The sequence below is a fragment of the Streptomyces sp. NPDC052023 genome (genome assembly GCF_044548465.1).
GTDB lineage: Bacteria > Actinomycetota > Actinomycetes > Streptomycetales > Streptomycetaceae > Streptomyces.
In genome coordinates this window covers 1-26,578 of the sequence record NZ_JBIUBW010000039.1, presented here as the reverse complement: position 1 = coordinate 26,578, position 26,578 = coordinate 1, and the positions used below count along the sequence as shown (strand labels likewise).

The 26,578-nt window shown below is 68.7% G+C and carries 22 protein-coding genes and 4 pseudogenes; 16 read left to right on the top strand and 10 right to left on the bottom strand.

The features are described from left to right. Nucleotides 1–319: 319 nt before the first annotated feature. Nucleotides 320–745 (bottom strand): VOC family protein, encoded by a 426-nt coding sequence (locus tag ACIHCM_RS36945; protein ID WP_399906261.1) that lies wholly within the window; start codon nucleotides 743–745, stop codon nucleotides 320–322. A 292-nt stretch (nucleotides 746–1,037) separates the two neighbouring features. On the opposite strand from ACIHCM_RS36945, the pseudogene ACIHCM_RS36940 reads away from it, so the two are divergent. Together ACIHCM_RS36940 and ACIHCM_RS36935 are read left to right on the top strand one after the other, a co-directional pair. Continuing rightward, nucleotides 1,038–1,151 (top strand): annotated as a pseudogene (locus tag ACIHCM_RS36940) (helix-turn-helix domain-containing protein); the annotation flags it as partial. Nucleotides 1,152–1,591: 440 nt separating this feature from the next. Next, nucleotides 1,592–2,575, top strand: a complete 984-nt coding sequence (locus ACIHCM_RS36935; RefSeq protein WP_399906257.1) for a phosphotransferase family protein — start codon at nucleotides 1,592–1,594, stop codon at nucleotides 2,573–2,575. A gap of 192 nt (nucleotides 2,576–2,767) precedes the next feature. Here ACIHCM_RS36935 and ACIHCM_RS36930 read toward each other — a convergent pair whose 3' ends face one another. The 3 genes from ACIHCM_RS36930 to ACIHCM_RS36920 form a co-directional block, all read right to left on the bottom strand. Further along, on the bottom strand, nucleotides 2,768–3,628 hold the full coding sequence (locus ACIHCM_RS36930) for an IS5 family transposase (RefSeq protein ID WP_399906254.1): 861 nt from the start codon (nucleotides 3,626–3,628) through the stop codon (nucleotides 2,768–2,770). Nucleotides 3,629–3,665: 37 nt separating this feature from the next. Further along, the gene (locus tag ACIHCM_RS36925) at nucleotides 3,666–4,013 is read right to left on the bottom strand and encodes a hypothetical protein (RefSeq protein ID WP_399906250.1); all 348 of its coding nucleotides are present in this window, start codon (nucleotides 4,011–4,013) and stop codon (nucleotides 3,666–3,668) included. Between the two features lie 68 nt (nucleotides 4,014–4,081). Next, nucleotides 4,082–5,095 carry a DUF6192 family protein gene (locus ACIHCM_RS36920; RefSeq protein ID WP_399906247.1) on the bottom strand — a complete coding sequence of 338 codons (1,014 nt, stop codon included), beginning with the start codon at nucleotides 5,093–5,095 and terminating at the stop codon, nucleotides 4,082–4,084. A gap of 729 nt (nucleotides 5,096–5,824) precedes the next feature. Here ACIHCM_RS36920 and ACIHCM_RS36915 point away from each other — a divergent pair. From ACIHCM_RS36915 to ACIHCM_RS36905, 3 genes are all read left to right on the top strand, one after another. Continuing rightward, nucleotides 5,825–6,676, top strand: coding sequence for an NmrA/HSCARG family protein (locus ACIHCM_RS36915; RefSeq protein WP_399906244.1), 852 nt, complete (start codon nucleotides 5,825–5,827; stop codon nucleotides 6,674–6,676). Between the two features lie 72 nt (nucleotides 6,677–6,748). After that, entirely contained in the window at nucleotides 6,749–7,519 is a 771-nt protein-coding gene (locus ACIHCM_RS36910) for a GNAT family N-acetyltransferase (protein ID WP_399906241.1), read from the top strand. Between the two features lie 103 nt (nucleotides 7,520–7,622). Then, nucleotides 7,623–7,931 (top strand): transposase family protein, encoded by a 309-nt coding sequence (locus ACIHCM_RS36905; protein ID WP_399906238.1) that lies wholly within the window; start codon nucleotides 7,623–7,625, stop codon nucleotides 7,929–7,931. Between the two features lie 259 nt (nucleotides 7,932–8,190). Here ACIHCM_RS36905 and ACIHCM_RS36900 read toward each other — a convergent pair whose 3' ends face one another. Next, complete coding sequence (locus tag ACIHCM_RS36900) at nucleotides 8,191–9,915, bottom strand: VanW family protein (protein ID WP_399906235.1); 1,725 nt, start codon at nucleotides 9,913–9,915, stop codon at nucleotides 8,191–8,193. A 579-nt stretch (nucleotides 9,916–10,494) separates the two neighbouring features. On the opposite strand from ACIHCM_RS36900, the pseudogene ACIHCM_RS36895 reads away from it, so the two are divergent. Beyond that, nucleotides 10,495–12,173: pseudogene (locus ACIHCM_RS36895) on the top strand (SpoIIE family protein phosphatase); the annotation flags it as partial. A gap of 299 nt (nucleotides 12,174–12,472) precedes the next feature. Here ACIHCM_RS36895 and ACIHCM_RS36890 read toward each other — a convergent pair. After that, nucleotides 12,473–12,739 (bottom strand): hypothetical protein, encoded by a 267-nt coding sequence (locus ACIHCM_RS36890; RefSeq protein WP_399906270.1) that lies wholly within the window; start codon nucleotides 12,737–12,739, stop codon nucleotides 12,473–12,475. Then, nucleotides 12,736–12,861 carry a hypothetical protein gene (locus tag ACIHCM_RS36885; RefSeq protein WP_399906267.1) on the bottom strand — a complete coding sequence of 42 codons (126 nt, stop codon included), beginning with the start codon at nucleotides 12,859–12,861 and terminating at the stop codon, nucleotides 12,736–12,738. Before ACIHCM_RS36885 ends, ACIHCM_RS36890 begins: the two co-directional genes overlap by 4 nt. 421 nt (nucleotides 12,862–13,282) lie before the next feature. On the opposite strand from ACIHCM_RS36885, the gene ACIHCM_RS36880 reads away from it, so the two are divergent. Both ACIHCM_RS36880 and ACIHCM_RS36875 read left to right on the top strand, forming a co-directional pair. Next, complete coding sequence (locus ACIHCM_RS36880) at nucleotides 13,283–14,308, top strand: aminotransferase class V-fold PLP-dependent enzyme (RefSeq protein WP_399906232.1); 1,026 nt, start codon at nucleotides 13,283–13,285, stop codon at nucleotides 14,306–14,308. 135 nt (nucleotides 14,309–14,443) lie between these two features. Then, nucleotides 14,444–15,295, top strand: coding sequence for a phosphotransferase enzyme family protein (locus ACIHCM_RS36875; RefSeq protein WP_399906229.1), 852 nt, complete (start codon nucleotides 14,444–14,446; stop codon nucleotides 15,293–15,295). 170 nt (nucleotides 15,296–15,465) lie between these two features. On the opposite strand, the gene ACIHCM_RS36870 is transcribed toward ACIHCM_RS36875, so the two are convergent. Next, nucleotides 15,466–16,344 carry an amidohydrolase family protein gene (locus tag ACIHCM_RS36870; RefSeq protein ID WP_399906226.1) on the bottom strand — a complete coding sequence of 293 codons (879 nt, stop codon included), beginning with the start codon at nucleotides 16,342–16,344 and terminating at the stop codon, nucleotides 15,466–15,468. On the opposite strand from ACIHCM_RS36870, the gene ACIHCM_RS36865 reads away from it, so the two are divergent. Next, nucleotides 16,290–17,546, top strand: coding sequence for an MFS transporter (locus tag ACIHCM_RS36865; protein ID WP_399906223.1), 1,257 nt, complete (start codon nucleotides 16,290–16,292; stop codon nucleotides 17,544–17,546). The two genes, ACIHCM_RS36870 and ACIHCM_RS36865, sit on opposite strands and share 55 nt — an antisense overlap. Before the next feature lie 786 nt (nucleotides 17,547–18,332). Then, on the top strand, nucleotides 18,333–18,776 hold the full coding sequence (locus ACIHCM_RS36860; protein ID WP_399906220.1) for a winged helix-turn-helix transcriptional regulator: 444 nt from the start codon (nucleotides 18,333–18,335) through the stop codon (nucleotides 18,774–18,776). A 215-nt stretch (nucleotides 18,777–18,991) separates the two neighbouring features. On the opposite strand, the gene ACIHCM_RS36855 is transcribed toward ACIHCM_RS36860, so the two are convergent. Further along, nucleotides 18,992–19,816, bottom strand: coding sequence for an enoyl-CoA hydratase/isomerase family protein (locus tag ACIHCM_RS36855; RefSeq protein ID WP_399906218.1), 825 nt, complete (start codon nucleotides 19,814–19,816; stop codon nucleotides 18,992–18,994). A gap of 272 nt (nucleotides 19,817–20,088) precedes the next feature. Between ACIHCM_RS36855 and ACIHCM_RS36850 the strand changes: the two genes are divergently transcribed. Beyond that, nucleotides 20,089–20,907, top strand: a complete 819-nt coding sequence (locus tag ACIHCM_RS36850; RefSeq protein ID WP_399906215.1) for a maleylpyruvate isomerase family mycothiol-dependent enzyme — start codon at nucleotides 20,089–20,091, stop codon at nucleotides 20,905–20,907. Nucleotides 20,908–21,842: 935 nt separating this feature from the next. After that, a complete protein-coding gene (locus tag ACIHCM_RS36845) occupies nucleotides 21,843–22,940 on the top strand; it encodes a MerR family transcriptional regulator (RefSeq protein WP_399906264.1) in 1,098 nt (365 codons plus the stop codon). Nucleotides 22,941–23,034: 94 nt separating this feature from the next. Here the strand turns inward: ACIHCM_RS36845 and ACIHCM_RS36840 are convergent. Then, nucleotides 23,035–23,256: pseudogene (locus ACIHCM_RS36840) on the bottom strand (ATP-binding protein); the annotation flags it as partial. Between the two features lie 308 nt (nucleotides 23,257–23,564). Between ACIHCM_RS36840 and ACIHCM_RS36835 the strand changes: the two are divergent. The 4 genes and pseudogenes from ACIHCM_RS36835 to ACIHCM_RS36820 form a co-directional block, all read left to right on the top strand. Continuing rightward, nucleotides 23,565–23,675 (top strand): annotated as a pseudogene (locus ACIHCM_RS36835) (type I restriction endonuclease subunit M); the annotation flags it as partial. Between the two features lie 315 nt (nucleotides 23,676–23,990). Continuing rightward, complete coding sequence (locus ACIHCM_RS36830) at nucleotides 23,991–24,842, top strand: alpha/beta fold hydrolase (RefSeq protein ID WP_399906212.1); 852 nt, start codon at nucleotides 23,991–23,993, stop codon at nucleotides 24,840–24,842. Between the two features lie 176 nt (nucleotides 24,843–25,018). Beyond that, nucleotides 25,019–25,546 (top strand): DUF6584 family protein, encoded by a 528-nt coding sequence (locus ACIHCM_RS36825; RefSeq protein WP_399906209.1) that lies wholly within the window; start codon nucleotides 25,019–25,021, stop codon nucleotides 25,544–25,546. Between the two features lie 103 nt (nucleotides 25,547–25,649). Continuing rightward, a complete protein-coding gene (locus tag ACIHCM_RS36820) occupies nucleotides 25,650–26,417 on the top strand; it encodes a transposase (protein WP_399906207.1) in 768 nt (255 codons plus the stop codon). Nucleotides 26,418–26,578 lie beyond the last annotated feature (161 nt).

Genomic DNA, 26,578 nt, shown 5'->3' with positions numbered 1-26,578 from the left:
GCGCACCGCACGACGGCGGAGCTCAAGCGGGTAACGGGAAGGTCGTGCCATGACTCGATCCTTTCATAAAATCGAGTCTCCATTCGAACCGGGGCGGTTCACTTCGGCCCCCCATGCGGCAGCCGGCATCCTTTTCGCACCCTCCTGGACGATCTCGTCGATCAAGCAGGAGCTACGGCAGTAACAGCCTGAATCTTTCTCCTACCACGGGGGCAAGGCCGCCGCCGCAGAGACCAAGACGATCACCGACGGCGGCTATCCGGTCCATGGACGTTGCACGGACGAGGACCTGGCAGATTCTTCGCGACTGAATAGATGCTCAGTCCAGACAGAACTCGTTGCCCTCGATGTCCAGCATCGGAATACACGCGTCATTGCCGTCATACAGCGTCTGGACGTGTTCCGCGCCGAGCGGGACCAGCCGCGCGCATTCGGCCTCCAGCGCGGCGAGGCGCTCTTCACCCACGAGTCCGGTACCGACCCGCACGTCGAGATGCAGTCGGTTCTTGGCGGCCTTCCCTTCGGGCACGCGCTGGAAGTACAGCCGCGGGCCCACCCCCGAGGGATCAGTGCAGGCACACCATGCGTCCTGCTGCTCAGGTGGCAGCGATGCCTGATAGTCGTCCCAAGCGGCAAACCCCTTCGGCGGCGATACGACGTACCCCAGCACCTCGCACCAGAAGCGAGCGAGACGCTCAGGTTCCGCGCAGTCGAACGTGACTTGGAACTGCTTGATCGATGACATCGGCGCACCCTACCAAGGAGGCTCAGCCACTCGACGCCGAACCCGAGGGCCTACGAGAACGATGCAACCCTGACCGCGTAGCCCACCGTTGGGGTCCCAGGATCCTGCGCCGGCCACCCTCCGCGTTTGAATCCATTGAGCCACGCGAACGTGCGCCCTACGACCCAGCGGGCCTTGCCCAGGCCGGAGCGGAGCAGGGTTGTCGGCGACGGCTGAAAAGTGGACCAGCGGCGACGCTTGAAAGTTGACCCCCTCCAGGGGCCTGGCTCGTTGAGTCAGGCCGGGAGGAGTGGTGATCAGCGTGGAGGACTGGGCGGAGATCCGTCGGCTTCACCGGGCCGAGCAGATGCCGGTTCGGGCGATCGCGAGGAAGCTGGGGATCGCGAGGAACACTGTTCGCCCGGCGGGCCGGTTGCTGCTACGACCAGCCGTGCCACCTCAGTAGCCGCCACGTCCCCTCCACCGTGTACGACAAGTCGAACAGCCGGCCGATCAGCCCAGTCGTGGACCAGAGGGGCGCGTGCCGGTCGCGCCACTGGCGGCGCCACCGCTCCACCGGCCGCTCGTCAATTCGCAGACCGGCAGCAATCTCCCGGTTCCTCACTCCGAGGCGCCACGGCCTGCAACCGGATCCGCTCCCGCGCCGCCCTCCGGCGTCGGTCAATCCGCCGCCCTGCTGAGCGGTAGCCGTCAGACGAATGGCGCCGACATCACCCAATCAAGTTCAGCAGCCTGCCACGCCGTGAGGTTGGAAAGAGCCTCACTGCATTGTGTTAGCCGTTATGTAAGTAGGTGTTTTTGAAGGTTCGCCTCAGGCCGCTCGTTCGTGATCATTAGGCTGTCGGCATGGCTGAGGGCGAGAGCGCGGCGGTTGTGGAGACTGGCATCGATGACCTAGGCGGGTCCAGGACCCGTGTATGGGTGGAGCGGAGTCTTCGTCCTGGAGACCGAGTCTGTGCTGTGGCGGCGTTGCGAGGGGGCTGGACATCGCAGATGCGTCGCCTCGATGTTGAGGGGGAAGGTGAGCCGTATTCCCTCGTGCTTCGGTCTTTCGTCAAACCGTTCTTCGTAAGGCATGCCCTGGGACTGCTGACGCGGGAAGCGGACATCCTCCGTCTGCTCGCGGACACGAACGTGCCGGCCGCTCGTCTTCATGGCGTTGATGCGGCAGCGGAGCACTGCGACCATCCGTCGCTGCTGATGTCGTTGCTTCCAGGGAGTCTCAGACTGGACGGGGAGGACGTCGAGCGGAAAACAGAGCTCCTTGCCCGGCAGTTGGTGGCAATCCACGGGTTCCTCGTTCCAGAAGGAGCCCGGCCGCGCACCTATCAGGCGTGGACCAGCCCAGAGCGGGTGCGGCTTCCCGAGAACTCGAAACAGCCGGAAGTGTGGCAGCGTGCCGTGGAGGTGATCCGACAGCTGCCCCCGGCCTACCGGCCTTGCTTCCTGCACCGGGACTTCCACCCCGGGAACGTGCTCTTCGCGGGAGAAGGAGCCGATCTGACGATCACGGGGGTCGTGGACTGGGTGGAGACCTCCTGGGGACCCGCTGACCTGGACGTGGCCCACTGCTCCACTGCGCTTGCTCTGCTTCACGGAGTGCCCGTCGGAATGCGGCTTGCGGATCACTACGTCGCAGCCGGTGGAACGCTCAGCGACGACCCTGCTGATCACCTGTACTGGCGTGTGCTGGATGCGCTGGCCTTCGCACCGGACGCGGAGAAGGTCGCCGAGCCCTGGCGGGAACTCGGGAGGGAAGATCTGACACCAGCCGTTCTCGCCCAGCGCTTGGAGGAGTACCTTCAAGCGCTCTTCAGCCAGTACGGCTGAAGACTCGGTGGTCAGCGTCGTCCGGCGGCAGCTGGCGCTGCCGGTGTCCTAGTGATTCGAAGCGCTCACCGAGGCCGCGGGACACACGCCTTGCGACGCACTCATCGAGGCCATACACGACTGGGTCAATAAGAGGCGGCGCCAGCACGGGACGGACGACAGGTCGGAGGCCGGCGCCGAGTAGGACCACCGTCATCCAGCTGTCGGCGTCTTCCGGGTCCACTGACTCGTTCGGGGACTTTTGCGGGTGAGGCGCCGGGTCATCATGGTGACGAGTGCCCAGTTCAGGTGGGCTTCGGAGTGCTGGGGCAGGCGTTCGTAGTCTCGTGCGTTGCGGCGGGCGTTCATGCACCAGCCGATCGTGCGCTCGACTGTCCAGCGGCGGGGCAGGACGACGAATCCTTTGGTGCCTTTGGGGCGGGAGACGATGCGCAGGGTAAGCCAGAGGCGTTCGCGGGCCCAGTCCACGAGGTCGCCGGCGTAGCCGCGGTCGGCCCAGATCTGGGTGATCTGCGGCTGGGTGAGCCGCAGCCGCCAGAACACGTCGCGGGCAGCGTCGCGGTCCTGGATGTCGGCGGGCGTCACCGTGATCATCACGGGCAGGCCGAGCGTGTCCACGGTGATATGTCGCTTGCGCCCGTTGATTTTCTTCGCGGGGTCGTAGCCGCGGCTGTTGCGGCCGACGGTGGATGCTCCCTTGACCGACTGGGAGTCCACGATCAGCGTCACCGGGTGCGGGCAGCGACCCTTTCCGGTACGGATCCTGCGGCGGAGCTGATCACGGATGTAGGTGACGACCCCGGCCCGGTTCCACCGCCAGAAGAACCCGTAAACCGTCTCCCACGGGGGAAAGTCCGCAGGCAGAGCCCGCCACTTCGCGCCGTTGTCGACGATGTAGCGGATGCCGTCGACGATCTCCCGCCTCGGCCACTTCTCCGGATGGCCGCCGGTCTTGGTCTGGCAGGCCGGCACCGGCAGGAGAGGTTCGAGAAGGGCCCATTCGGCGACGGAGGTATCGGACGGATAGCGGCGGCGACGGGAAGCTGCGGGCATGGCGGACTCGGCAGAGGTGATCGGCGGTGGGCAGGGGCTATTTGGAGAGCTGGGCGAGGGTGGCCCGCACCCCGGTGAGCTGGGCGGTGGCGAGCTGGGCCCATTCGTCGTCGGGGTAGCGGGCCAGGTGCGGGTCGAGCGTGCCCGTGATCACCCGGGTGAGGCGGCCGAGGATCTGCAGGAACTGCCGCTTGTCGTACTCGATCCAGTCCGCGGGGTCGTCGGAGAACATGAACCCGTCCCTGCGGGTCCATGTGATCGGTGTCAGGTTCTCCGCGGCGACTACATCGCGGACGTGCCGGATACCGCGGCCGACCTGCGAGCGGGTCAGACGGGTGGCGGCCATGAGCTGGTAGGTGTGCAGGCCCGCGGGGCGTGCTTCCATCAGGGCGACGCGGACCAGGTCGCCGTAGTGCTCGGCCAGCGGCCTAGCCTCCCGCCGTCGCGGCACGGCTACTCCTCGCCTTTGAGTAGCTGGACCAGCTGCTCGTCCAGGGTGAACTCGCCGTTGTCGAGGGCTCCTTCGAGCCAGTCCGCCGCTGCGCGGACACGGCCGATCTGACGGCGCACGGTCTCGCGCTCGTCCTCGGTGAACTCCTGCCCGCGCAGCTGCGGGACCAGGCGGCCGAGCGTGGCCACGAAGCCGTGGCAGGAGCCAACCAGGTCGAGGTACTCGATGGTGTGCTCGATCGCGCGGACGGCCGGAGTGCGCTCCCGGATCCGGTCACGGGTCTCGGCCGAGTTGTCGAACTGCGCGCGGTTGACGAGCATCCGGGTGGTGTCGTCCCGCATGGCCGTCCGGGCCACGGCCGGGCGCCGCAGCAGACTCGTGGTGACCTCCTTGGCGACGGTGTCGTCCCTGGTCAGCTCCGTGACGACCCGGACCCTCTCGGCCGAGGTGACATGCTCGGTCACCGCCGGCCGCTTCAGCAGGTCGGTGGCGACCTGGGCTGCGACCTCGTCATCCCGGGTCAGGTCGGCCACGGCCTGGACCTTCTCATCCACCGTGACCGGCCGGTCGACCCGCTGGCCGACGACCCGCTTCGCGCCGTCCGGCGTCCACTGCCGAGCCCCGGTACGCGGGTTGAACGGCGCGTCCTCGATCGCCGCCCACCGCTCATCCTCGTCCGCCACCGACGCCAGGATGCGGTGAACAGTGAACGACACACCCTCCTTGCGGCGCCCCTCCGGCCACCGGTTGGCGGTGTAGCGCCAGTCCTCCACCGTCCGGCGCTCAACGCCGATGTCGTCCGCGAACATCTGCAACGACTCCGTCACGGTGAACAGGTCGTCCGCACCGTTCGGCATCGAACCGCCCACCGACCGCATCGGCTCGATCTCCAACGCCATGTCGCCCAGGGCGAACTGCGAGCGGGCGATCTGCGCGATCAGTTCCTTCGCCTGGGTGACGAGTTGTTCGTAACGCTGCCGGGTGACGTTCCCAATCCGGTCGGCCACATCGGTCATGAAGACCACCGCCCTCGCCCGGGCCCGGCCCGGCCACCAGGACGTGACCGGTCAAAGGGGCGCAAGCCCCGGTCACCGTCCACCGTGACGCGCGCGCGACACGCCGGGGCAGAGCGTGAACCAGGGGCGCTCGAAGCGCACCGGCTTGGCTCCCAACTACCCGGCAGAACAAGAGGTGTTCGAGTTGTTCGCGAGGCGTTCGGCTACGGCGTTTCCGTAACGCCGTTCCGCGACGCCCGCCGCTGACGGCAGGCACGCACCCGGCAACGGTCCGAGCAGTACACCGCCGCCCTCGACCGCTCCACCCCCGCCGTCCACGACCGCCCGCACACCGGGCACTCAGCCTGCTCTCCCCGCTGCATCGCGGCCACACGCTGCCGGGTTCGCTGAAGCCTCCGCCACCGCCGTGACCTGCAACGACCCGAGCAGAACACCGCCTCCGCCGCCATCGTCTGCGGCAGCGGATCACCACACTCCCGGCAGTACCGCCGAGCCGTCCCACCAGCCCCCACACCCCAGATCATCCAGGTATGCGCAGCTCGCGGCCAGGGAACAAAAACACCTACTAAAGCAGTGGCATCCTCTGGCGTATCAAGGAGAGGCCGCATACCCAACCACGAATACGTCCGCGCGGTCGTGCAATGCGCGTGCTGTCCGTCGTGAACGAATACGGTGGGGTGTATCCGCTGACGGTTCACAACTGCGGACCGGGGATAGAGGAGTTCTCTCATGAGTGATGCGCCCATTTTGGTACTGGCCGCCACCGGTGGGCAGGGGAGGGCCGTGACTGAGGCATTGCTGGCTCGCGGCGCCAGGGTGCGGGCGATGGTTCGGGACCCCGAGCGGAGCTCCGCGCGCCGGCTTGCCGAGCAGGGCGCCGACCTTGTGGCGGGTTCCTTGAGTGATCGTGGATCCCTTGACGCCGCGATGGATGGGGTGGCGGGGGTCTTCGCGTACACCACGCCATTCGAGGCCGGCCTGGACGCCGAGGTTGCCCAGGGGCAGGCAATCCTGGCTGCCGCCGACGAGAAGGGCGTACCGCATGTGGTGTTCAGCTCGGTAGCGGGCGCCGACCAGGGAAGCGGTGTACCGCACTTCGACAGCAAGGCTCGAATTGAAGCCGAGCTGGCTTCCAGCGGAGTCCCTCATACGATCTTGGGGCCGACGTATTTCTACGACAACGCCCTGGGCGGAGCAGAACGCATCCTCGCCGGGATGCTCGATCTGCCGCTTCCCTCCGAGCGGCCCTTGCAGCAGCTGGCCCGTCCCGACCACGGTGCTTTCGCCGCCGAGGTGCTGCTCAACCCCGGCCCGTATGTCGGGAAGCGAATCGAGCTGGCGAGCGATGCGCCGACCCCGGCGCAGATGGCAACCGCCCTGAGTGCAGCCGTGGGACGAGAGGTCCAGCACGTGTACGTACCGCTGGAGGAGATCAGCAATCCGGACATGCACGCGATGTGGACGTTTCTCAACGGGCCTGGCTACCAGGTCGACGTCCCCGCTCTGCATGCGGCCCATCCGGAGATTGCCTGGACCAGCTTCGCCGACTGGGCGGAGAGCGCGTTCCCTGGTGCCCACTGATCACCGATCACTGATCACTGAGGTTTCCTCAACGATAATCATCCAGGTGTCATCGATCCATAGACTGACCGCATGTCAGCCATGGATCTCCAGCGCATCGCGGCCTTCCGCTCGTCCTTTGCCCGGCATCAGGCCGCTGTGGTGACCGAGGTTCCCGGTGGCGTGGTGGTCCTCGATCAGGAGTACGCGGCTTCCCACGAACACAACCAGCTCGTCATCGAAGGAATGTCGGCTCCCTCCGAGCTCCCGGCTCTGGCCGAGACTGCTCTTGGCCACCTGCGCCACCGCCGGATAACGGTCCTCGACGACGCCGTGGGCACCGATTGTGCACCCGTGCTCACCGCAGCCGGCTACGCCCACGAGACCGAGCTCATCATGACGTTTTCCGGCTCTGTCACCGTCCTCGACTCGCCCGCACAGACGGTCGCCCTCGCCGACCTGCGACCCGCTCTGCTCCGCCAGCTTCGTGTCTGGATGCCCCAGGCCGAGGACGCTACCGTCCACCAGCTTGCCGACCGCCGAACAGCCCGGCTCGGCGGTGCCGACCAGGTCCGCTTCCTCGCCGTCCGCGACGAGAACGGCACTGTCGGCTCCTGGGCCGACGTCTACCTCGACCCGGCCCAGGGGATCGCCCAGATCGAGGACGTCGTCACCGCCGACACCCACGTCCGGCGCGGCTACGCGGACATCGTCCTCGCCACCGCCCTGCAGCACGTCTCGGGCTGCGGCCTGGTCTTCCTCCTGGCCGATCCCCATGACTGGCCACACACCTGGTACGCCCGCCGTGGCTTCACCCCGGTCGGCCGCTCCCACGTCTTCACGCGTACGCAAGTCGGCAGCTGAGCGGGCCGTTACTCCGGCACGCTCAGTCGTCCTTGCGGACAGACGCAACGCCGACCAGGCCCCGGACCTGCACGAAGTCCTGAGCCGCTGTCAGCGAGAAGGTATGACCCATGTGATCCTGGACGGCACGCTGATCGCATCGGACCGGCTGGCCGGCGTCCGCGACACCGGCAACGACCTGTGGTTCAGTCAAAGACACAAGGCGTTCGGCGGCAATATCCAGTTCTTGTCCGCCCCGGACGGCACCCCGCTGTGGGTCTCCGACGTCGAGCCCGGCTCCACCCCAGACATCACCACCGCGCGCATTCATGCCCTGCCAGCGCTCTACAAGGTGGCGGCCGACGGCCTGCCGACCCTGGCGGACAAGGGCCACATCGGCGCGGGCGTCCGCATGTTCACACCCTGCTGCTAGACGTCCGGGCGCTCGGAGAGGGCGTACCGCCGCCGAGCTCAAGCAGCGATGGCGCACCCTGCAGTACGTCACGCTCAGCCCCAGCCGGATCGGCGACATCGCCCGCGGCGCCCTCGTCCTCAACGGAATCTGGAAGTGAAAACCGCTGAGAAGACCTCACTTCTACTGATCGCAGATCGCTGTCGAAGGCCTTGCCCGCCTTGAACCTCAGGGGCCCGCATGCGCGCCGGTGCCCGGCGAATGAGGGAACGGGCCAGGCTCAGTCCGCATCCTGGTCGGCGGCCGCCTCGCAGACGATCTCGTCACGAGGGGTGTAGTGCGTGCGGAACGGCTCCCGCCGCACTTCCTGGCCGTTGTCGCGGAAGATCCGCTCCACGGTGACGTCGAAGCCCTCGAGCGGTGTCTGCGGCACGCACTCCTTGTCGTGGCTCACCTTCCTGGCGGGCTGCTGCACGTTGGTGCGCGGTCCCTTGACCGAGGTGACCTCGTCGTACTTCTTCGTGCCGAGGAAGCTGATGGTCACCGAGGTGTCAGTGGACTCGGCCTGGATGTAGATGGCCCTGCCGGAGTCGTTGGTGAACCTCAGGTCGAGGCTTCCCCAGGCGACCGTCGCCTCGCGGCCCTCGGGGTAGCGCTCGATGTAGAAGGAGTGGGCACCGTGCTCGACGGGCTTGACGCCCGCGAAGAACATCGCGTTGTAGACCGTGGTGGCCACGGCGGAGACCCCGCCGCCGGGTGCCTTGGTGTACTTGTCGTCGAGGATCATGATGCCGTCGACGAATCCGTTGGCCTCGGTGCGCTCGCCTACGGTGCGGTTGAAGCTCCATGTCTCGTTCGGCATGACGACGGAGCCGTTGATGAGTTCCACGGCTCGCCCGACGTTCGTCGTGCGGTATGCGGCGGGTTCGAAGTTGACGGTGAAGGAGGACAACTTCTCGGTCAGTCCCAGGCCGGCCGCGTTCTCACGGGTCACCTCCGGCTGGATCTCCCGTGTCTCCACCTCGCCGGCGCGGGCGGCGCCCGACTTGGTGAGCAGGGGCAGGACGGCCTTGCCCAGTGCCTTGTCGGTGACCTCCACGCCGGCGCCGGCGTCGGCGGCCACCACCACCTTGTCGCCCTCGAGCCCCAGGCGGGCGTTGTGAGGGGTGGCGGGGAGGGCGTTCAGGGCGCCGGCCACCTCGGGCGTGGCGCGCAGGCCTTTGCTGTCGAGTGCCGGCGTGAGCTTGCCGGTCTCGTCCGGCCGCAGCGTCAGGTGCTCGCCCAGCACGGCCGGGGTGATCGTGAATCGCTTGTCGTGCGCTGTGAGCGTGACCGGTGCCGACATCGCCGGCTGCGCGAACGTGCGCACCACCCGCCGTACCTCTTCCGCCGTGACCTTCGGCTTGGTCTCGCGTGTGGGTAGCACTGTGACCGACTCCGTCGCGCCGCGAAGGAACGGGGCACGCAGGGCGTCTACGGCGGCGTCCACGTTCAACGCGTATCCCGTGCGTGGCGCGGTCTGCTCGACACGGCCGCCGTCGAAGGAGACGGCGCCGTCGCGGACCTGCTGGTCGAGCGTCGTGGCCAGCTTCCCGAGGGTGGCACGGGCCTTGTCCTTGTCGATGCGTACGACCGGCTCGACGTCACCGCCCGAGCGGAACAGCCCGCCGAACAGGCTGACAGGATCCTTGCCGGTGGACGCGGCCCGATCCAGGGTTTCCGGGATGTCGAACGACAGCCCCGCCTGCTGCGGATCGACCGCGCCCTTGCGCTCGCCGACCGTCACCGCCAGCTGTCGCGGGCCGGTGGCCGGCAGGTGCCGCTCCAGCTTCTGGGTGGCTTCCGCGCGGGTCAGGCCCCCGATGTCCACGCCGCGCACCGTCGTGCCCGCCTCGATCTCGCCGCCGGTCAACAGCAGAGTGGTGAGATACAGCCCGCCGATGCCGACAGTCAGCGCACCGCCCGCCAGGGCGACGGGCGGGAGGGAGGCTATCCGGGGTTGCATGGGTCTCCTGAACGATCGATGTGACGTGCCCCGCTGCCGCTGCGCCGGGTGCGAGGGCAGTCGGCCAGGTTACGCGCAACCAGGCGCCAAAGGGTATATCCCAGGTCACGTCGGACGTTGCGGATGATAGGCGCGATCTGCGAGTGCAACGGCACCGGGCCTGCTCATTCGCCCGGAAACGGGTCGCCATCCCGGGCCTGCTCCGCCGCCCGATCTGCGTCGGCCGGCCCGCCTCGTTCCACCCCGCCCTGGTCCGTCGGGGCACCGTCGTCAGCGCGGCGCCCCGATCAAGGCGTCGCCGATCCCCCCAGCGACCTTCGCTTCACGCTCGGTCAGCAAGCCCCCTGGGTCGCTCGTGGGGGCGCACGGGGCAGCGAGGTCCCGCGTCATCGCTGTGCTACTGGTTGTCACCGGGCTCCAGACTCACAGCGCGGCCCACGGCACGCCGGGCCGCTTCGCAGGCGCAGGACGGCAGACCTAGCGTAAGAAGATGCCCGCGAAGCCGAGAGCTGGTTCGCCCGCGAATGGTCCGGACGTACGCTTCTGCGCCATGGTGACGGGCGCGCCGTGCAGGTGAGTATGCGAGTGTCCGCGCTTCCAGGGCCGGACGGGACGGTGGACTGGCTGGTCTCGTTGCTCGGAGCGGCGGAATCGACGCCCGCGGTGTCCGTCGCGGAGAACAGTCCCTTCCCGACGGCGGTCTGGGACTCCGAGCTGCGCATGGTGTGGCTGAACGCGGCCCTGGCACGTGCATACGGGCCCTCCTGGCCGGAGCGGCTGGGCAAGCCGTTGCAGGAGTCACCGCTGTACGCGGACACCGAACAGGTCACGGCCCTGTTCCGGCAGGTTCTGAAGAGCGGCGTACCGGTGATCGACCGCGAACTCGACCAGCGGGACCGTCGCTGGCGCCACACCTACGCACTGTCGGTGTTCCCGGTGGAGAACGCACGCGACGGCGAGCCCGGTGTGTGCTCCACGAACGTCGACGTCACCACCTCACGGAGAGCGCGGGAGCGGGTCACCCTGCTGAGCCAGGCGGGCACCCGCATCGGCACCACGCTCGACATCATGCAGACCGCCCAGGATCTGGCCGACGTCCTGGTGCCCGCGTTGGCGGACTACGCGACCGTCGACCTGGCGGACGCGGCCGAACTGGGCGACGAACCCCTCGCACGGCTCGGCACCACCGGGTCCGGCGCCGTCCCGGCATTTCACCGCGGGGGCATGGCGTCGATCCACGCGGGCACCCCGGAATCGCTGTGGGCGCGCGGCGAGCCGGTCCTCGTCCCCCCGCACTCGCCCTTCTTGAAGGTCCTGGACACCGGCCGATCCCACCTGGAGGCCGTCCTGGACATGTCACCGGGATCGTGGCTGGACCACGACCCGGGCCGACGCGAGAGGATCATCTCGCTCGGGATGCACAGCCTGCTGGTCATACCCATCCACGCCCGGGGCGAGATTCTGGGCGTCGCGGTGCTCGTGCGCACCGAGAATCCGGTTCCGTTCGACGAGAACGACCGCGTAGTAGCCGAGGAACTGGTCAGCCGGGCGGCACTGAGCCTGGACAACGCGCGCAGCTACACCCGCGAACACACTGCGGCCCTGGCACTGCAACGCGACCTGCTGCCACGAAATCCGAGCGGCGGCAACGCCCTCGACGTGGTGTGGCGCTATCTGCCCACCGACCGGCGCGGCGGCGTCGGTGGCGACTGGTTCGACGCGGTCGAGCTGTCCGGTGCGCGGATCGCCCTGGTGGTCGGCGACGTCGTCGGCCACGGCATCAGCGCCGCGGCGGGCATGGGACGGATTCGCGCCGCGATGCTCACACTCGCCGCCCTGGACCTGCCCCCGCCGAGGTGCTGGCCCACCTCGACGGCCTGCTCACCCGGCTGGCGGCCGAGGACTTCGAATCGAAGGCCATGCCCACCACCATCAGCGGAGCCACCTGCCTCTACATCGTCCACGACCCGGTCACCCGGCGGTGCTACGCCGCACGGGCGGGCCATCCGCCGCCCGCACTCGTCGATCCCTCCGGTGCCGTCACGCTGCTGGACATTCCCGCCGGGGCACCGCTCGGTGTGGGCAGGCAGATCTGCGAGCACGTGGAGATTGAGTTGAGTGAAGGCAGCACGCTCGTCCTGTACACCGACGGTCTCGTCGAGACCCGTGACCGTGACATCGACTTCGGGCTGGAGCGTCTCCGCGGCGCACTGACCCAGCGGCCAGGGGCCCCACTGGAGGACCTCCGCTCGGCGGTCGTCGGCACCGTTCCGGCCGGCGAGCAGGCCGACGATGTCATGGTGCTCCTGGCCCGGACCCGATCCCTCCGTCCGGACCAGGTCAGGGAGTGGGAACTGGACGCCGACCCGTCCGCCGTCGGGGGCGTCCGCGCGACGGCAGTGCGGGCACTGGTGGACTGGGGTCTGGAAAGGCTGGTGCCCGCGGCCGAGCAGATCATCGGCGAGCTGCTGGCGAACGCCGTGCTCCATGCGGTGGGGCCGTTGAGGCTGGCTGATCCGCGACCAGGTACTGGTGTGCGAGGTCTTCGCCCGCAGCTTCAGCGTGCTGCGGGCGGTTCGAGCCGGGCTGGGCGACGACTCCTCGCCGTCCAGAGTCGCAGGTGCGGCTTGGGGGGCTTGGTGTCCACGCTGTTCTCACCGGTGTTGGGCGGATGCCAGAGGGCAACCCGGTCGATCTGCTCCCAGGCGAGTTCCGCGTCGTGGAGTGTGATCCCGAACCCGTCGACGCGCAGCCGGAACGGCCGCCGCGCCTTCCACAAGTGCGCGGCCCCCGTGAGCGACGCCATGGCCCCGTACAGCGTCACGCCAGCGGACCGTCGACGCTGTCGCCGACGGCGAACCACACCAGACCTCCGGCCAGCCCGATGAGCCCCGCTGTCAGACCGAGCTGCCCCCGCCGTCTGATCCGTCCGACTGTGAACTCCATTGCCCCGGCCGCCCGTCGCGTCCTCCCGGACTCAGATGATGCGTCTGTCATGGCGCTCCGGCGCCGGGCGCCGGCGTGGTGTTGCCTCACCGTGACACCCGCGGAACAACGCCGCACGCCGCGGACGCCGGCATGCGCCAGGCGGCATCCACCATGACCGGTGCAAGGTGGTTTTAGGGGGGATGCCGATGCCTTCGTACTCGAGCGCCGTACCGTATGGGGGAGCGGGGCGGCACGTTCGCCGCCGATGAGGTGAGCCGGTGCATGCGTGGGGTCGTGGCCCGATGCGGTAGCCGCATGCTCCGCTCGATCGGTCCGTCTCGGAAGGAAGAGCCCCGTGCTCACGTCATACGCAGCCCATTTTGACGCACCCGCCGGGTACCTGGACTTCGCACGCTTCGGGCCGCCGTCGCGGGAGGTCGTGGCGGCCACGGCGCGTACGACGGAGGAGTCCGCCCGGCCCGATCACAGCACCGTGGACGGCCTCATGCAGGCCGATCAGGCGGCGCGGGAGAGCGCGGCCCGCTTGGTGGGTACCGACGCCCGGCACACCGTGCTCCTGCCGAACGCCTCAACCGGCCTCTTCCATGCTGCCCTTGGCATCCGCGAGGGCGTCGTCCTCGCCCCACGCACCGACTTCCCCTCCAACCAGTACCCGTGGCGCCGCGCCGCGGACCTGGGCCGGGTCACGCCACGCTGGCTCGACCCGGCGCCCGGCGAGGGCATCGGCCCGGACCTGGTCCGCGCGCTGACGGACGACACCGTCGCGGTGTCCGTCAGCGCTGTGGACTTCCGCACCGGAGACCGCGCGGACCTGGCGGCGCTGCGCGAGGCGATCGGGCCGGATCGGCTGCTGATCGTGGATGCCATCCAGGCGTTCGGCGTGACACACATGGCATGGGAGGCGGCCGACGTGCTGGTCGTGGGCGGCCAGAAGTGGCTGCGCGCGGGCTGGTCCACAGGTTTCGCGACTCTGTCCGACCGGGCGCTTGACTCCCTTGAGCCGGTTCTCACCGGCTGGACCGGTGTCGAGGAGGCCGGCCTTTTCGACGGCACGGAGCATCCGCCCGCCGTGGACGCCCGGCGCTGGTCGATCACCCACCTCAGCCCGGTGGCGGCGGCGGCGTTCGCGGCCGCGTTGGGCCTCGTGGAACGGCACTCCGTCGCGGCGATCGAGACCGTGATCGCGGCGCGGATCGCCGAACTCGTCGAGGTCGTCGAGCGGTCCGGCGGCCGCGTCCTGTCCCCGGCCGAGCCGTCGCGGCGCGCCGGCATCCTCTCCTTCGCGCTGCCGGATCAGGATCCCCTCCTCGTCGCCAAGGCGTTGCAGGCCGAGGGGGTCACCGCGACGGTGCGTACCGACTCGCTGAGGCTTTCCCCGCACGCCTCGACCCCGCACGAGGCAGTCGAGCGAGTCGCCGCCGCGCTGTCGTCACTACGGAGCTGACCCGAACGGTCCGCCTGCAACCGCTCCCGGCCGCGCGGGCGCGGCCGGGAAGTGCCCCTGCGGCCTTGGTAGGGTGCGCAGGTTGCACCGCACGGAGAGTCATGGCAGTACCCGGGGGAGAGGGGCCTGGCGACGATGCAGGCGTCGGAGCGCTCGCGTGCGGTGGTCGCGGCCATGGCGACCGCTTCATCACTTGGCCTGACGGTCGACGACGCGATCGTTCTCCAGGACTCGAACAAGCTCACTGTGCGTCTGCTGCCCTGTGACGTCCTGGCCCGGGTGGCCCCTGTTGCGCAACAGGTCGCCCAGTTCGAGATCGAACTCGCTCAGCGGCTCACGGAATCCGGTTGCCCTGTGGCTGCTCTCGAGCCTCGAGTGGAGCCACGCGTCCATGAGCGTGACGGCTTCGTGGTCACGCTGTGGACCTACTACGAGCCCCTGACACCCCATGAGATCTCCCCAGCCGGCTACGCCGACGCGCTTGAGCGGCTGCATACCGGCATGCGCGAACTCGATGTCGCGGCGCCGCACTTCACGGTGCGCGTCGAGCAGGCTCAGCAACTGGTGGCGAACCGCGAGCACACTCCGGCGCTTGCAGACGCGGACCGTCAGCTGCTCGGCGACACGTTGCGCAACCTGAGACGAGCGATCGGCGAGCGCGGCGCCGCCGAGCAGCTGCTGCACGGTGAGCCCCATCCGGGCAACGTCCTCACCACGAGGAACGGACTGCTGTTCATCGACCTCGAGACGTGTTGCCGTGGGCCCGTGGAATTCGACCTCGCGCATGCGCCCGGCGAAGTCGGCAAGCACTATCCGGGTATCGATCAGGACTTGCTGCGCGAGTGCCGGATGCTCGTCCTGGCGGTGATCACGACTTGGCGCTGGGATCGAGGCGACCAGCTTCCCGACGGGCGTCGGCTCGGCACAGAGTGGCTCAGCCGGCTCCGAGCGGCACTCGACGACAACGGCCCGCACTCTCAGGGCTGACCGAGGTGCAACGATGTGCCGGTGAGCGTACGTGCCGCTGCGAGCCTGCGGATTCGGGGGCGGGCGTCTCGGCCGCGCACTCACGTCGCCTTCTCACCGCCTCTGCCCGAACGCCCGCCCCCCCGTAACGGCTGAGAGGCCACGTCTCTGACGTGCGCAGCCCCATGCTTCTACGCCGATTCCGGCCGGGGGCGCCAGGTGTCGTCGAGCGGGATGCCGGCGGCCTCCGCGATCCGGTTGCGGGATTCCAGCAGTTGGGTCCTCAGCGCGGCCAAGTCCACGCCCACCAGTACGCCGTCACGTTTGACGACATTGCCGGCGACGAGGACCGTGTCCACGAGGCCGGGATGACCTGCGCTGACGACGGTGGCGACGGGGTCGGTGACCGGGAAGACGGTCAAGTCGTCGGCGCGCAGCAGGATGATGTCGGCGTCCTTGCCAGGCGTGAGGCTGCCGGTTCGGGTGTCGAGCCCGCACGACCGGGCGGCATCGACGGTGGCGAACTCCAGGAGGTCACCGGAGCGCAGGCCGCCGTCCAGACCGCGCTGCGCGGCGAAGGCGGTACGCATGGTGGAGAACATGTCGCCGGCGACCGACGGGACGTCGTCGACGGACAGCGTGGGGCGCAGACCCGCGGCCAGTGCCCGGCCGGTCACCGGCGATCCGAACCCCATTTTCAGCTCGACGTCGGGGCTGACCGACAGTGAGCTGCCCGCGTCGGCGAGCATCCGCAGCTGTTCGTCGCTGATGCCGTTGGCGTGCACGAAGGTGGTGGTGTCCCGACGCAGACCGTGCTTGCGCAGTTCGGTGACTGTCCCCTCGGCTGCGATATGCAGGCTGGTGCGCAGGCCGAGTACCTCCGCCAGTTCCAGCTCCCGGGCGACGGTGTCCATGCTGGTGTCGTCGGGACCGCGCAGCCCCAGCGCCATGGTGACCAGGCCGTCCGCAGCCAGCTCGGAGCGGACGCGGCGGATGTCGGCGTCGACGGGGTCGGGTGTGCCCCATCCGGCGCCGAGGCAGAAGATCGACCGCCCTGGCGCGTCCCGCATCCTCGGCAGCGGGCATCGTCGCCACAGCCGGCCAGATCGGCTACGCGCTGGGCATCGTCGCTGTTGTCCCGCTCGCCGACCGCGTACGGCTGCGTGGGCTCTCGCGGGTCCTGCTCGTCATCACCGCGCTTGGTCTGCTCGCAGGAGCGCTGGCCCCCTCGCTCAGCCTGCTGGCCATGGCGACCCTCGTCCTGTCCATGACCACCGTGCTGCCACAGGTCATCATGCCGACCGCCGCCTCGATGGCACGGCCCGGCCAGGCCGGCCGGGCTCTGGGGGCCGTCGGGATGGGACTGACCCTGGGGGCGCTGCTCTCCCGTGCCGCGTCCGGAGCCCTCGCCGAAGCCACCGGTACGTGGCGATCGGGCTACTTCGCCGCCGCGGTCGCGACCGCAGCCCTGCTGTTCGTCCTGCCCAGGTACATGCCGGAACGCCGGCCGGGCACCGGACAGGACAGGACCAGCTATCTGAAGCTGCTCGCGTCGATGCCGCCGCTCATCGTCCGTCACTCATCCTTGCGCCTGTCCCTGGTCCTCGGCGCGGCCGGCTTCGCGGCCTTCTCCGCGTTCTGGGCGACATTGGCCTTCCACCTGTCCGAGGGGCCCCTGGGACTCGGGCCGGCCCCCGCAGGGCTCTTCGGTCTCGGTAGCGTGCCCGGCGCCCTGGCAGCCCGCTACTCGGGCCGGCTCGCCGACCGCTACGGCCCGGACGCCGTCAATGGCGTCGCTCTCGTGTCCGCGGGTTCCGCGTTCGTCGTCTTCCTGCTGGGCGCGGATTCCGTCGTAGCCCTCGTCGTCGGTGCCAATCTGCTCGGTTACGGCACCACCAGCGCGCAAGTGGCCAACCAGGCCCGGGTCTTCACCGGGCCCGCCGCCCTGCGCGCCCGCCTCAACACCGTCTACATCTTCTTCCAGTTCGCCTGGGGAGCGATCGGCTCCGCCGTCGCCATCGCGCTCTTCGCGTCATGCGGCTGGTCAGCCATGGTCCTCGCGGGAATGATCAGCCTCGCAGTGGGGGCGCTGGCGCTGACGATTCATGCCGTGAGCAAGCGCCGTTCCGCGCGCGACGGCCGTGAAGGGCGGCGCGAAAGGAGTGGCGGTGCCACCCCGGAAGCGGACGGGGCCGAGCGCCGACCGATGCGACGTTCTCCCGAGAGAGTGACGGTGGTGGGGAAGGCGGGCCCCACGCGCGGAGCGCGGTGAGCGGACCGGCCAGACCGGCACGGCACCAAGTCTCGCCTCCATGGCGGCCCGGCGCCCGCGCGACGTAGGGGTCAGGGGCAGGACGGCCTGGCCAGTTTCCGCAGCGACACCACGGAGCGTCGGTGCCGGCCTCGCGCCGATCCGGGCATGGAACGGACGCAGATGGGCTGGTGCGCTTCGGCGTGGCAGCGGAAGAAGGGGACCTGGACAAACGATTCGGCGGGCGCGTCGCCGATCTGCTCGACGAATGAGCCGAGCCACGCTTGCGCGTCATCACGAGCTCGGATTCCAGCAGAACTTCTTCGCACCCGGGCTGTCCGGCCAGCGCACACGGCCTGCTCAGCGGTGGCTCCGCCGGCGTGCAGGCGCAGGACCTCGCTCTGGGCGGCATGCAACCGGGTGCCCTCCGGCAGCACCGGCAGGGCCCTCTGCAACGCGCCGAGGGGGGTGTCGGCGACCAGGGCCGCGGCGACCAGGGCGGCGGACCAACCGTGACGAGGACTCCGAGGTCTTCATCGTCTTCTGGTATCACCACAGGCCGAAAGCCATCACCACCGCGGAGAACGGAAGCGTTGTCCACCGGGACAGCTCTTTGAGCCGGCCCTCCTCGTGGGCGAAGCCGAGCACGTTTTCCGTCAGTGGCTCCCGGCGTTGGGTCGAGGCTCGGTGGCTCGGGACGTCGTACGTAGCAGGGGAGGCGCCGACGTCGTGGGACCGGGTTGCCTTGCGAAATGCAAGCTAGACTGGCGACCAACGCATGGTTGCTGTGACGTAGAGGGAGACGGAATGTCCGACGACGCGCATGAAGAGCCGTCCTGCTCCATCGAACGCAGCCTTCAGGTGCTGGGCGAACGGTGGACGTTGTTGATCATCCGGGAGGTCTACTGCGGGAAGCACCGCTTCGCCGAGATCCAGGCCTCGCTGGGCATCGCGCCGAACCTTCTCAGCACGCGACTGAAGACCCTGGTCGGCGCGGGAGTGCTCCGCAAGCGGACCTACCAGGCCCCGGGAAGCCGGCAGCGCGACAGCTACCACCTGACCCCCGCCGGAGAGGAATTGCAGGTGGTGCTCGCCGCGCTGCAGCAGTGGGGCGACCGTCACCGGCCGCGCCCCTCGGGCCCCTCCGCGCTGCGGCGCCAGCGTTCCACCGGGCGGTCGGTCCACGTCGGCTTCATCGCCGATGACGACGCGCGTGAGGTGGTGGCGTCGGACGTCGACCTGCTCGCGTAGGGGGCAGGCGGGCGTGCCGGGGATCTTCATCTCCCCGGCCTGAACCCTCGGCCGCGCAGTGGACGCGTGCCTGTGGTCGTTGCCGTATCGCGAGCCGCCGCCCGCGGCCAACGCCGGCGTGCGGAGCTCTCGCACCGGCGACACGCCACGCGGAAGCGCGGGCATCGTAAGAAGCCCGCGCCGCTGCGCACCGACTCGGGGCTGGGTTTCGGGGCTCAGTCCTGCTCTGCGACCTGCTTCCCGAGATCCAGCTCGACGCCGTCCGGCTTCTGCAGGCCGCGGTCGAACAGCCGCTGGACGCGGTGCTGGTTCTCCGGACGTCCCGCTGTGCGGAAGTAGGCGGAGAGCGCTGATCCGAACTCTTCGTCCGGGATTCCGGCGCTCGCGCCGATGAGGGCCTTGGTCTCGGACACGGCGACCTTGTCGAACCCTGCGATGCGGCGCGCGAAGGCATCGACGAAATCGTCCAGCTGGTCGTCGGGGAGGACACGGTTGACGTACCCGTACTGGGCTGCCAGCTCCGCGGTGAAGTCGTCCGCTCCGAGGAGAATCTCCATCGCGCGGCCTCGCCCGACCATCCGCGCCAGTCGCCCTGTCGGGTTGCCTCCGGGCACGGCGCCGACTCCGACTTCGAACTGACCCAATACGGCGTGGGGGCCGGCGAACCGAATGTCCGTGGCCAGCGCGAACTCACTACCGGCGCCCCGGGCGCGACCCTTGATCGCGGAGACCGTGACAGCGGGGACCTTGCCGAGACGGATCAGGTTGTCCGAGTAGGGATGGAGTCCTGTCGGGCCGGGCTCCATGGCCGCCACGCGAGCCCCGTCCGCCAGGAAGTCGAAGTGCGCCATGAAGAAGTCGGGGTTGGCGCTCTCGAAGACGACCACGGTCAGATCAGGAGCCTGCTCGATGCGGTCCACGAGAACGGCCAGCTGCTCGATCGTGTCCACGTCGATGAGATTGATCGGGCCGTTGGAGAAGGTCACCTTCCAGTAGGAGGGCGACACTTCGTGCACCTGGAACTGCTGTTCGTCAGTCATGCGGGAGAGGCTAGCTGGATAGTGGAAGTAAAGCTAGCGGGATTTGACCCGCCTGATCGTCCGGCCGGGTGAGGTCCGTGCTTGAGCGGGGTGCTTGTTCGAGCCCGTATGGCCGTCGTGGGATGGCCGACCCGCAACCAGCCCCCGGCGGCTGCGGGGGCAGGTGAGGCGTGCGAGCGCTCCCGCTGCTGCGCAACATCGCTCCAGGCTTGTAAATCTGAACCCAGCGGGGCCTGCTTGTCCCGCGATCAGGATGTTGAGCATCATCCTCAATGGCGTCGAAGCTCTGGGAGCGGCACCAAGCTCCCCACCAGGCACTCGCCCCGCTGGAGATCGCTGTGCATCTGAACCCCGTCCCGCTGCCGCTGGACACCGCTACCTACCTGAAGGCTCTGCGAGAACAGACAGCCGCTTTCGAGCCGCTGCTGCGCACCGCCGACCCGGACACGCCGGTGACCACCTGCGGCAGCTGGAGCTTGCACGACCTGGGCATCCATCTGGGCCAGTCGAGCCGCTGGGTGGCGGAGGTGGTGCGGAGCGGTCAGTTGTGCCGGGAGGAGTTCGCCCCGGCGGCCGGGGAACAGCTCGCCGACTGGTACGCGGAGGGGGCGGCCTCGCTCCTCGAGGTCCTGGACGAGGCCGATCCCGCAGCGTCGTGCTGGGCGTTCGGTATCGAAGACGCGGTGGCGGCGCTCTGGTTCCGGCGCGTGGCCATGGATACGGCGGTCCACCTGGTCGACGCACAGCTGGCCACGGGGGCCGAGGTGTACGTGGATCCGCTGATCGCAGCCGACGGCGTGGACGAGGTGTTCGCCCTGATGGTTCCCAGGGTCTGGCAAGGCAGCGAGCAGAAGCCGCTTCCGGCTTCCGTGGCGCTGCGCACCACCGACACCGGGCACGGTTGGCTGATCCAGCCGGGAGATGTCCCGCGGGCACGGCCGCTTGCCTCAGGTCCCGCTGCCGCCGAGGTCGAGGCCACCGCGGCCGAACTGCTGCTCGTCCTGTGGAAGCGGCAGCCCATGGACTCGCGGCGGATCAGCGGCGACAGCACCGCGGCCAGGGCCCTGCTGACCGCGACGCTGACGCTCTGACCAGCCCCCGTCCAGGCAGCGCATGGCCGCCCCTCAGCGCGCGTCCGACCTGCTATCCGCTCCCGACCCGCTATCAGTTCCCGATGTCCGCTAGCAGTTCCGATGCCCGCAATCAGTCCGCGATACCCGCTACCAGCTCCCGGCCGACGGCATGGTGCGACGGCGACTCCGGGTGCCGGGGCAACGCATCCGGAATGCCACCGGGCAGGCCCGTCTCATCCAGCCGTCACCACGGCGTCGTGCACGCGCATCCTCGGGTCGCTGGTTCGGACAGGGCGTTGACTGACGCGCAGTGGGCGCGGATTGAAAGGCGCCTACAACCGGCTGCGGATGTGAGCCCGAGACGGACGGTACTTGAGGGCGGGTGTTCACTGCACTGATCGCCCATGCCGATGCGGACGAGGACCTCGGTTGGGTCGTGTCGGTGGACTCTACGACGGTTCGCGCTCACCAGCACGCCGCCGGGCCCGCAGGAGGGGCCCCGGGCGGTGAACCGGTCGGCCACGTCATCGGCGGATCTCGCGGTGGGCGTCGCACCCGCGTTCGCCCCTGTGTTGGCATGTCCGCGTGTTCCGACGCCTCCGCGGACGGCTCCGTACGGGGCCGGACGTGGTCCTGGCGGACAAGGCGTGCTACTCACGCGCGATCTGCGCCTACTTGCACAAGCGCGGGTTCTGAGGGAGTCATTTCGGAGCGACTTCGGGAGTCATTCTGGGGCGGGCATCGTGATCAATGTCAGTGACTTTTGATGTCACTCGGCCGCTGCGTGGCCACTCCGTCCGGTTCCAGGCTTCGCCGAACCGGACCAGCGCTCTGGCTTGCAGGAGTCGCCTCGGACCGCTGCCTCGCGTTCGGCTCTTGCTGCCGTGAGTGAGGCTCTTGACCCTCACGCGGCGTCAGGCTGCATAGTCGGTGCCGTGGAAGATCACTGGACCGTGGGACGCGTAGCCGAGCTGGCCGGCGTGAGCGTCCGCACGCTGCATCACTATGACGAGATCAGGCTCGTTCGGCCGTCGGCGCGGACCCCGGCCGGGTACCGGGCCTATTCGGCGGTCGATGTGGAGCGGCTGCGGGAGGTGCTGGCCTATCGGCGGTTGGGCTTCGGGCTGCGGGAGGTCGCGGAACTGGTCGGCGACCCGTCCACCGACGCGGTCGCGCACCTGCGCCGACTGCGCGGCCTGCTGCTGGAGCGGCGCGATCGCGCTGACGCCATGGTGGCGGCCATTGACAGAGAACTTGAGGCACGGGCGAAGGGACTGATGGTGACACCGGAGGAGCAACTGGAGATGCTCGGTGCACGGCTGTACGACGCGATCGGCGGCGCTTACACCGCGACACGGCGTACCGAGCCGCGGATCGCCGCGCGGATCTGGGACGCGCTCGGCGACGCGCAGACGGTGCTGAACGTCGGGGCCGGCACCGGCTCCTACGAGCCTGCTGATCGCGATGTGACCGCGGTGGAGCCATCGGCGGTCATGCGGGGGCAGCGGCCTGCTGGCTCGGCGCCGTGCGTGGCCGCCGCCGCGGAGAACCTGCCGTTCGAGGCCCAGTCCTTCGATGTTGCGATGGCCGTCTCCACCGTTCACCACTGGGGGGACCCGATAGCGGGGCTGCGCGAGATGCGGCGCGTGGCCTGCCGCGTGGTGGTGCTCACGTTCGACACCGACGAGCCCGGATGGCAGGACCGGTTCTGGCTTACCCGCGACTACCTGCCCGAGTTCGCCGCCGTCCTCGCAGAGTTTCCCTCGCTTGCTGGGATGGCCGACGCGATCGATGCCCGCGCCGAGCCGGTGCCCATCCCGTGGGACTGCGCTGACGGCCTGTTCGAGGCGTACTGGCGCCGACCGGGGGCGTATCTGGAGGATCACGTGCGCCGTGCGATGTCGGTGTGGACGAGGGTCGGGCCGGAGGCCGAGCAGCGGGCGGTGCGAAGTCTCAGCGACGACCTCGACTCCGGCCGGTGGGCCGAGCGCAACAGCGACCTCGCCGACCTCGACGCGGCAGATCTCGGCCTCCGCCTGCTCATAGCTTGACCCGCGTCGCAGGTTCAGCGTCATGGCGGCTCCTGGACGGCGCGCTGGTTCGGCTGGATGTCAGGTGGCTCCTTCCGTGTGGCGCCCGGTCAGCTGACTCGGCTTGTTCGGCTTGGGCCTTGGTGTGGGCGAGGTGGTAGGACTCGGTGCCGGTCTGGATGATGGCGCCGTTGAAAGTCAGCCGGTCGACGATGGCCGCGCAGAGGCGCGGATCGGGGAACGTCTTCGTCCACCCACTAAAACTCTCGTTCGAAGCGATCGCGACGCTGTTCTTCTCCTCGCGCTCGGTCAGAACCTGAAACAGCAGCACGGCGCCCGTCGTCGCGCCCCGAGCCTTGTGACGCGCCTCCGCCAGCGGGTCCAACGGGGCTTCGGCCTCGGTGAACGAACCTCGTGACGGCTCGGTGCGGCGCATGACCGCTCCTCAAAGCGTGTATGTCCGCGAACGGGGCTTCCTGATCATTGCGGGACAGCCCTGAGAGGTTGTCTCACATGGCAAGTTTCGCGAGCTTCTTGCAGCAGATCGGGGCGGGGCAATGGCCAGGCCTCGGCTCTGCCAGTCGTCGCCAACCTCGACGTACGCGATCTTGAGACCATGAGCAGCCCATGGCAGGCTCATGCCGCATGATCGATGACTTCGCGAAAGACGACCTGCAGGGGAGAGTCCAGCGGGACCGCAAGGCGCTGCTCTGGAAACTCGATGGCTTGTCCGAATACGATGCCCGCCGACCTCTGGCGCCAGGTTGGATGTAAAGGTCACATCCGATCGGTGCCTGGAGGTGCGGTGGCAGAGCCGGTCTGTGAATCACGGGCGAAGCCGAACGAGGCCTCCTTCGGGCCGCTGCGGGAGTTCACTCTCGCCAACTCCCATCACCCCACCCACACCGTCCAGACCACGGTATTGCACCGTCACATCCGCTGCCGCGCGACCAGGTACAACGAATTCACTGTCCGGGCGTAGCGCTACCGGCCAGTGACCACGCTGTCCGGAACTGAACCCAGTTGGATCACCCGCTTGAGCAGGAAACACAGCCGAGAGGAACAGCACCCGTGAGTGAATGGCAGTTGGCCGAGACATTCCGCAGCAAGTCGGGCGACGTCCGTTGGGGAAGCCTGGGACAACCCGGTCAGGATCCGGTCGTGCTCCTGCACGGCACACCCTTCTCCTCGTATGTCTGGCGCGCTGTCGCCCGCTCACTCGCCCGCCAGCACCAGGTGTTCGTGTGGGACATGCCCGGCTACGGCGCATCGGAGATGTCCGTCGGCCAGGATGTCTCCCTGGCTGCCCAGGGCAGGGTCTTCACCGAGCTTCTTGCGCACTGGGGCCTGAAGGAACCCCTGGTGGTCGCACACGATTTCGGGGGCGCCGTCTCCTTGCGGGCCCATCTGCTGCACGGCGCCCGCTATCGCGCGCTCGCTCTGGTCGACCCGGTCGCGCTGGCGCCGTGGGGGTCGCCGTTCTTCCGGCTTGTCGGGGAGCACTCCGAGGTCTTCGAGCAACTGCCACCCGCGCTGCACCATGCCCTGGTGCGCGAGTACGTCACTTCGGCCAGCAGTCGAGGCCTGCACCCGGCAGTCCTCGACCAGCTCGTCCGGCCCTGGCTCGGCAACCCCGGCCAGGCGGCCTTCTACCGGCAGATCGCCCAGGCCGACCAGCTCTACACCGACGAGGTGCAGGAGCAGTACGGCGAGATCGGCATCCCCACGCTGGTGTGCTGGGGCGAGGACGACACCTGGATCCCTGTGGCGAAAGGACGGGAGCTCGCAGCCCGCATCCCGGGCGCGCGACTTGAACCAATCGCCGGTGCGGGGCATCTCGTCCAAGAGGACGCGCCCGCAGAGCTCACAGCCGCTCTGATCGCCTTCCTCCAGAACCCGAGCCAAAGCCCGACAACCCGGTGAACCTCCCGGTCACTGCTCCAGGGGCCGTCCGGGCGGTCACGCGTCCCGCTAAGGGCTGTCCCGTAAGTGGCGGTGTCCCGTCTCAGTGAGGTTCAGCAGATGCCGTTGAGAGCGAGCGAGTGCTGAGCGACAAAACCAGGTCGACGTAGTTCAGTGCGGTATCCGATCATGCATTCATGCCCCTGAGAGAGACCCTTGCCCGAGTCGATGCAGACCTGGCCGCCGGCCGGGTTCCCGTCGCGCGCCAGCGCCTGCGCGGTCTCATCTCGTCCTTCCCACACGACCTGACGCTCCGCCGTCGTCTGGCCGAGGTATACCGGCTCTACGGCGACGCCGCCGAGGCTGGACGCTGGATGTACCTCGAAGAGGACCGGAACGCCGACGAGACCGCCGCCTTCGAGGCGCGGTACGGGTCTCCCGGGTGGCGGATGAAGGCCCTCGCCTGGCACGGCCCCGAGACGAAGGCGGTTACTGCCTTCGCGAAGGGGCAGCTGGTCGCGGTGCGGACCGCCTGCGCCGAGGAGCTGGGGCACCCCGTCGACTGGGACGACCCCGCCTCCTACCGGGACGACCTGGAAGGGGAGTACGAGGCGCCCTTCGAGCCGTGGACGGTCGGCGGTGTGCTGGCGGGCGTCGGCTGCCTGACGGCGGTCCTTGTGTTCCTCGCGATCTGGGTGAATGGACTCGTTGCCCTCTTCGACTGAGTCAGGTCACCGGGGCCTGTGAGGAGCGCTGCTCAAGGTTCGGTGAGACCGTCCAGAACTGCCGTGAACGAGGACGCCCGGTGACGAGTGAAATGATCTCGCGGTGTCTGGTGTGATCACGACTTCGGAGCCGTCCTGGATAGCCCCGTTCACCGGGCTGAGCCCTCGCCTGTTCGGCAAGCTGGTGACCGTACTGCGGCGCGAGGGTGCGGATGCGGTCCGCAAGGGCCGGCCATGGAGCCTCCCGCTGGAGGACCGGTCTCTGCTGGTCGCGGCGTACTGGCGCACGAACTTGACAATGCGCCAGCTCGCCCCACTCCTCGGGGTGTCCAAGTCGGCAGCGGACCGCATCATCGACCACCTGGGGCCGATGATCGCGCTCCAACCCCGCAAGCGGTTCGCCAAGGACACCGTGCTCATCGTGGACGGCACCCTGGTCCCAACCCGGGACCACGCGGTGGCGGAGCAGTCCAAGAACTACCGGTACTCGACCAACCACCAGGTCGTCATCGACGCCGATACCCGCCTGGTCGTCGTGGTCGGCCAGCCCCTGCCCGGCAACCGCAACGACTGCAAGGCATGGGAGGAATCCGGCGCCAAAGCCGCCGTCGGCAGAACACTCACGATCGCCGACGGCGGCTATCCCGGCACCGGGCTCGTGATGCCCCACCGCCGACGCAAGGGCGAAGACCTTCCGGACTGGAAGGAAGCACAGGACAAGTCCCACAAGCAGGTCCGCGCCCGCGTCGAGCACGTCTTCGCGCGTATGAAGACCTGGAAGATCCTCCGCGACTGCCGCCTCAAGGGCGACGGAGTCCACCACGCCATGCTCGGCATCGCCCGGATGTACAACCTCGCCCTCGCCGGATAGACGAGCGGCCCGCACGACGGCCAACGACTCCCGAGGCAGCTCGGAGATCATTTACGGGACAGCCCTTAGTAGGACTCCGTTAGGTCTTCCTGTTCGTGCTGATCAAGAGCATGGTGGGTTGGTGGATTTACATGAAGTGAGGCGTGTTCGGGCGACGTTGG

Excerpts from the sequence above, each read along its gene's own strand:
- ACIHCM_RS36945 (WP_399906261.1), bottom strand. The coding sequence starts at position 745 with ATGTCATCGATCAAGCAGTTCCAAGTCACGTTCGACTGCGCGGAACCT.
- ACIHCM_RS36935 (WP_399906257.1), top strand. The coding sequence starts at position 1,592 with ATGGCTGAGGGCGAGAGCGCGGCGGTTGTGGAGACTGGCATCGATGAC.
- ACIHCM_RS36930 (WP_399906254.1), bottom strand. The coding sequence starts at position 3,628 with ATGCCCGCAGCTTCCCGTCGCCGCCGCTATCCGTCCGATACCTCCGTC.
- ACIHCM_RS36925 (WP_399906250.1), bottom strand. The coding sequence starts at position 4,013 with ATGGAAGCACGCCCCGCGGGCCTGCACACCTACCAGCTCATGGCCGCC.
- ACIHCM_RS36920 (WP_399906247.1), bottom strand. The coding sequence starts at position 5,095 with ATGACCGATGTGGCCGACCGGATTGGGAACGTCACCCGGCAGCGTTAC.
- ACIHCM_RS36915 (WP_399906244.1), top strand. The coding sequence starts at position 5,825 with ATGAGTGATGCGCCCATTTTGGTACTGGCCGCCACCGGTGGGCAGGGG.
- ACIHCM_RS36910 (WP_399906241.1), top strand. The coding sequence starts at position 6,749 with ATGTCAGCCATGGATCTCCAGCGCATCGCGGCCTTCCGCTCGTCCTTT.
- ACIHCM_RS36905 (WP_399906238.1), top strand. The coding sequence starts at position 7,623 with ATGACCCATGTGATCCTGGACGGCACGCTGATCGCATCGGACCGGCTG.
- ACIHCM_RS36900 (WP_399906235.1), bottom strand. The coding sequence starts at position 9,915 with ATGCAACCCCGGATAGCCTCCCTCCCGCCCGTCGCCCTGGCGGGCGGT.
- ACIHCM_RS36885 (WP_399906267.1), bottom strand. The coding sequence starts at position 12,861 with ATGGAGTTCACAGTCGGACGGATCAGACGGCGGGGGCAGCTCGGTCTG.
- ACIHCM_RS36875 (WP_399906229.1), top strand. The coding sequence starts at position 14,444 with ATGCAGGCGTCGGAGCGCTCGCGTGCGGTGGTCGCGGCCATGGCGACC.
- ACIHCM_RS36870 (WP_399906226.1), bottom strand. The coding sequence starts at position 16,344 with ATGCGGGACGCGCCAGGGCGGTCGATCTTCTGCCTCGGCGCCGGATGG.
- ACIHCM_RS36860 (WP_399906220.1), top strand. The coding sequence starts at position 18,333 with ATGTCCGACGACGCGCATGAAGAGCCGTCCTGCTCCATCGAACGCAGC.
- ACIHCM_RS36855 (WP_399906218.1), bottom strand. The coding sequence starts at position 19,816 with ATGACTGACGAACAGCAGTTCCAGGTGCACGAAGTGTCGCCCTCCTAC.
- ACIHCM_RS36850 (WP_399906215.1), top strand. The coding sequence starts at position 20,089 with ATGGCGTCGAAGCTCTGGGAGCGGCACCAAGCTCCCCACCAGGCACTC.
- ACIHCM_RS36825 (WP_399906209.1), top strand. The coding sequence starts at position 25,019 with ATGCCCCTGAGAGAGACCCTTGCCCGAGTCGATGCAGACCTGGCCGCC.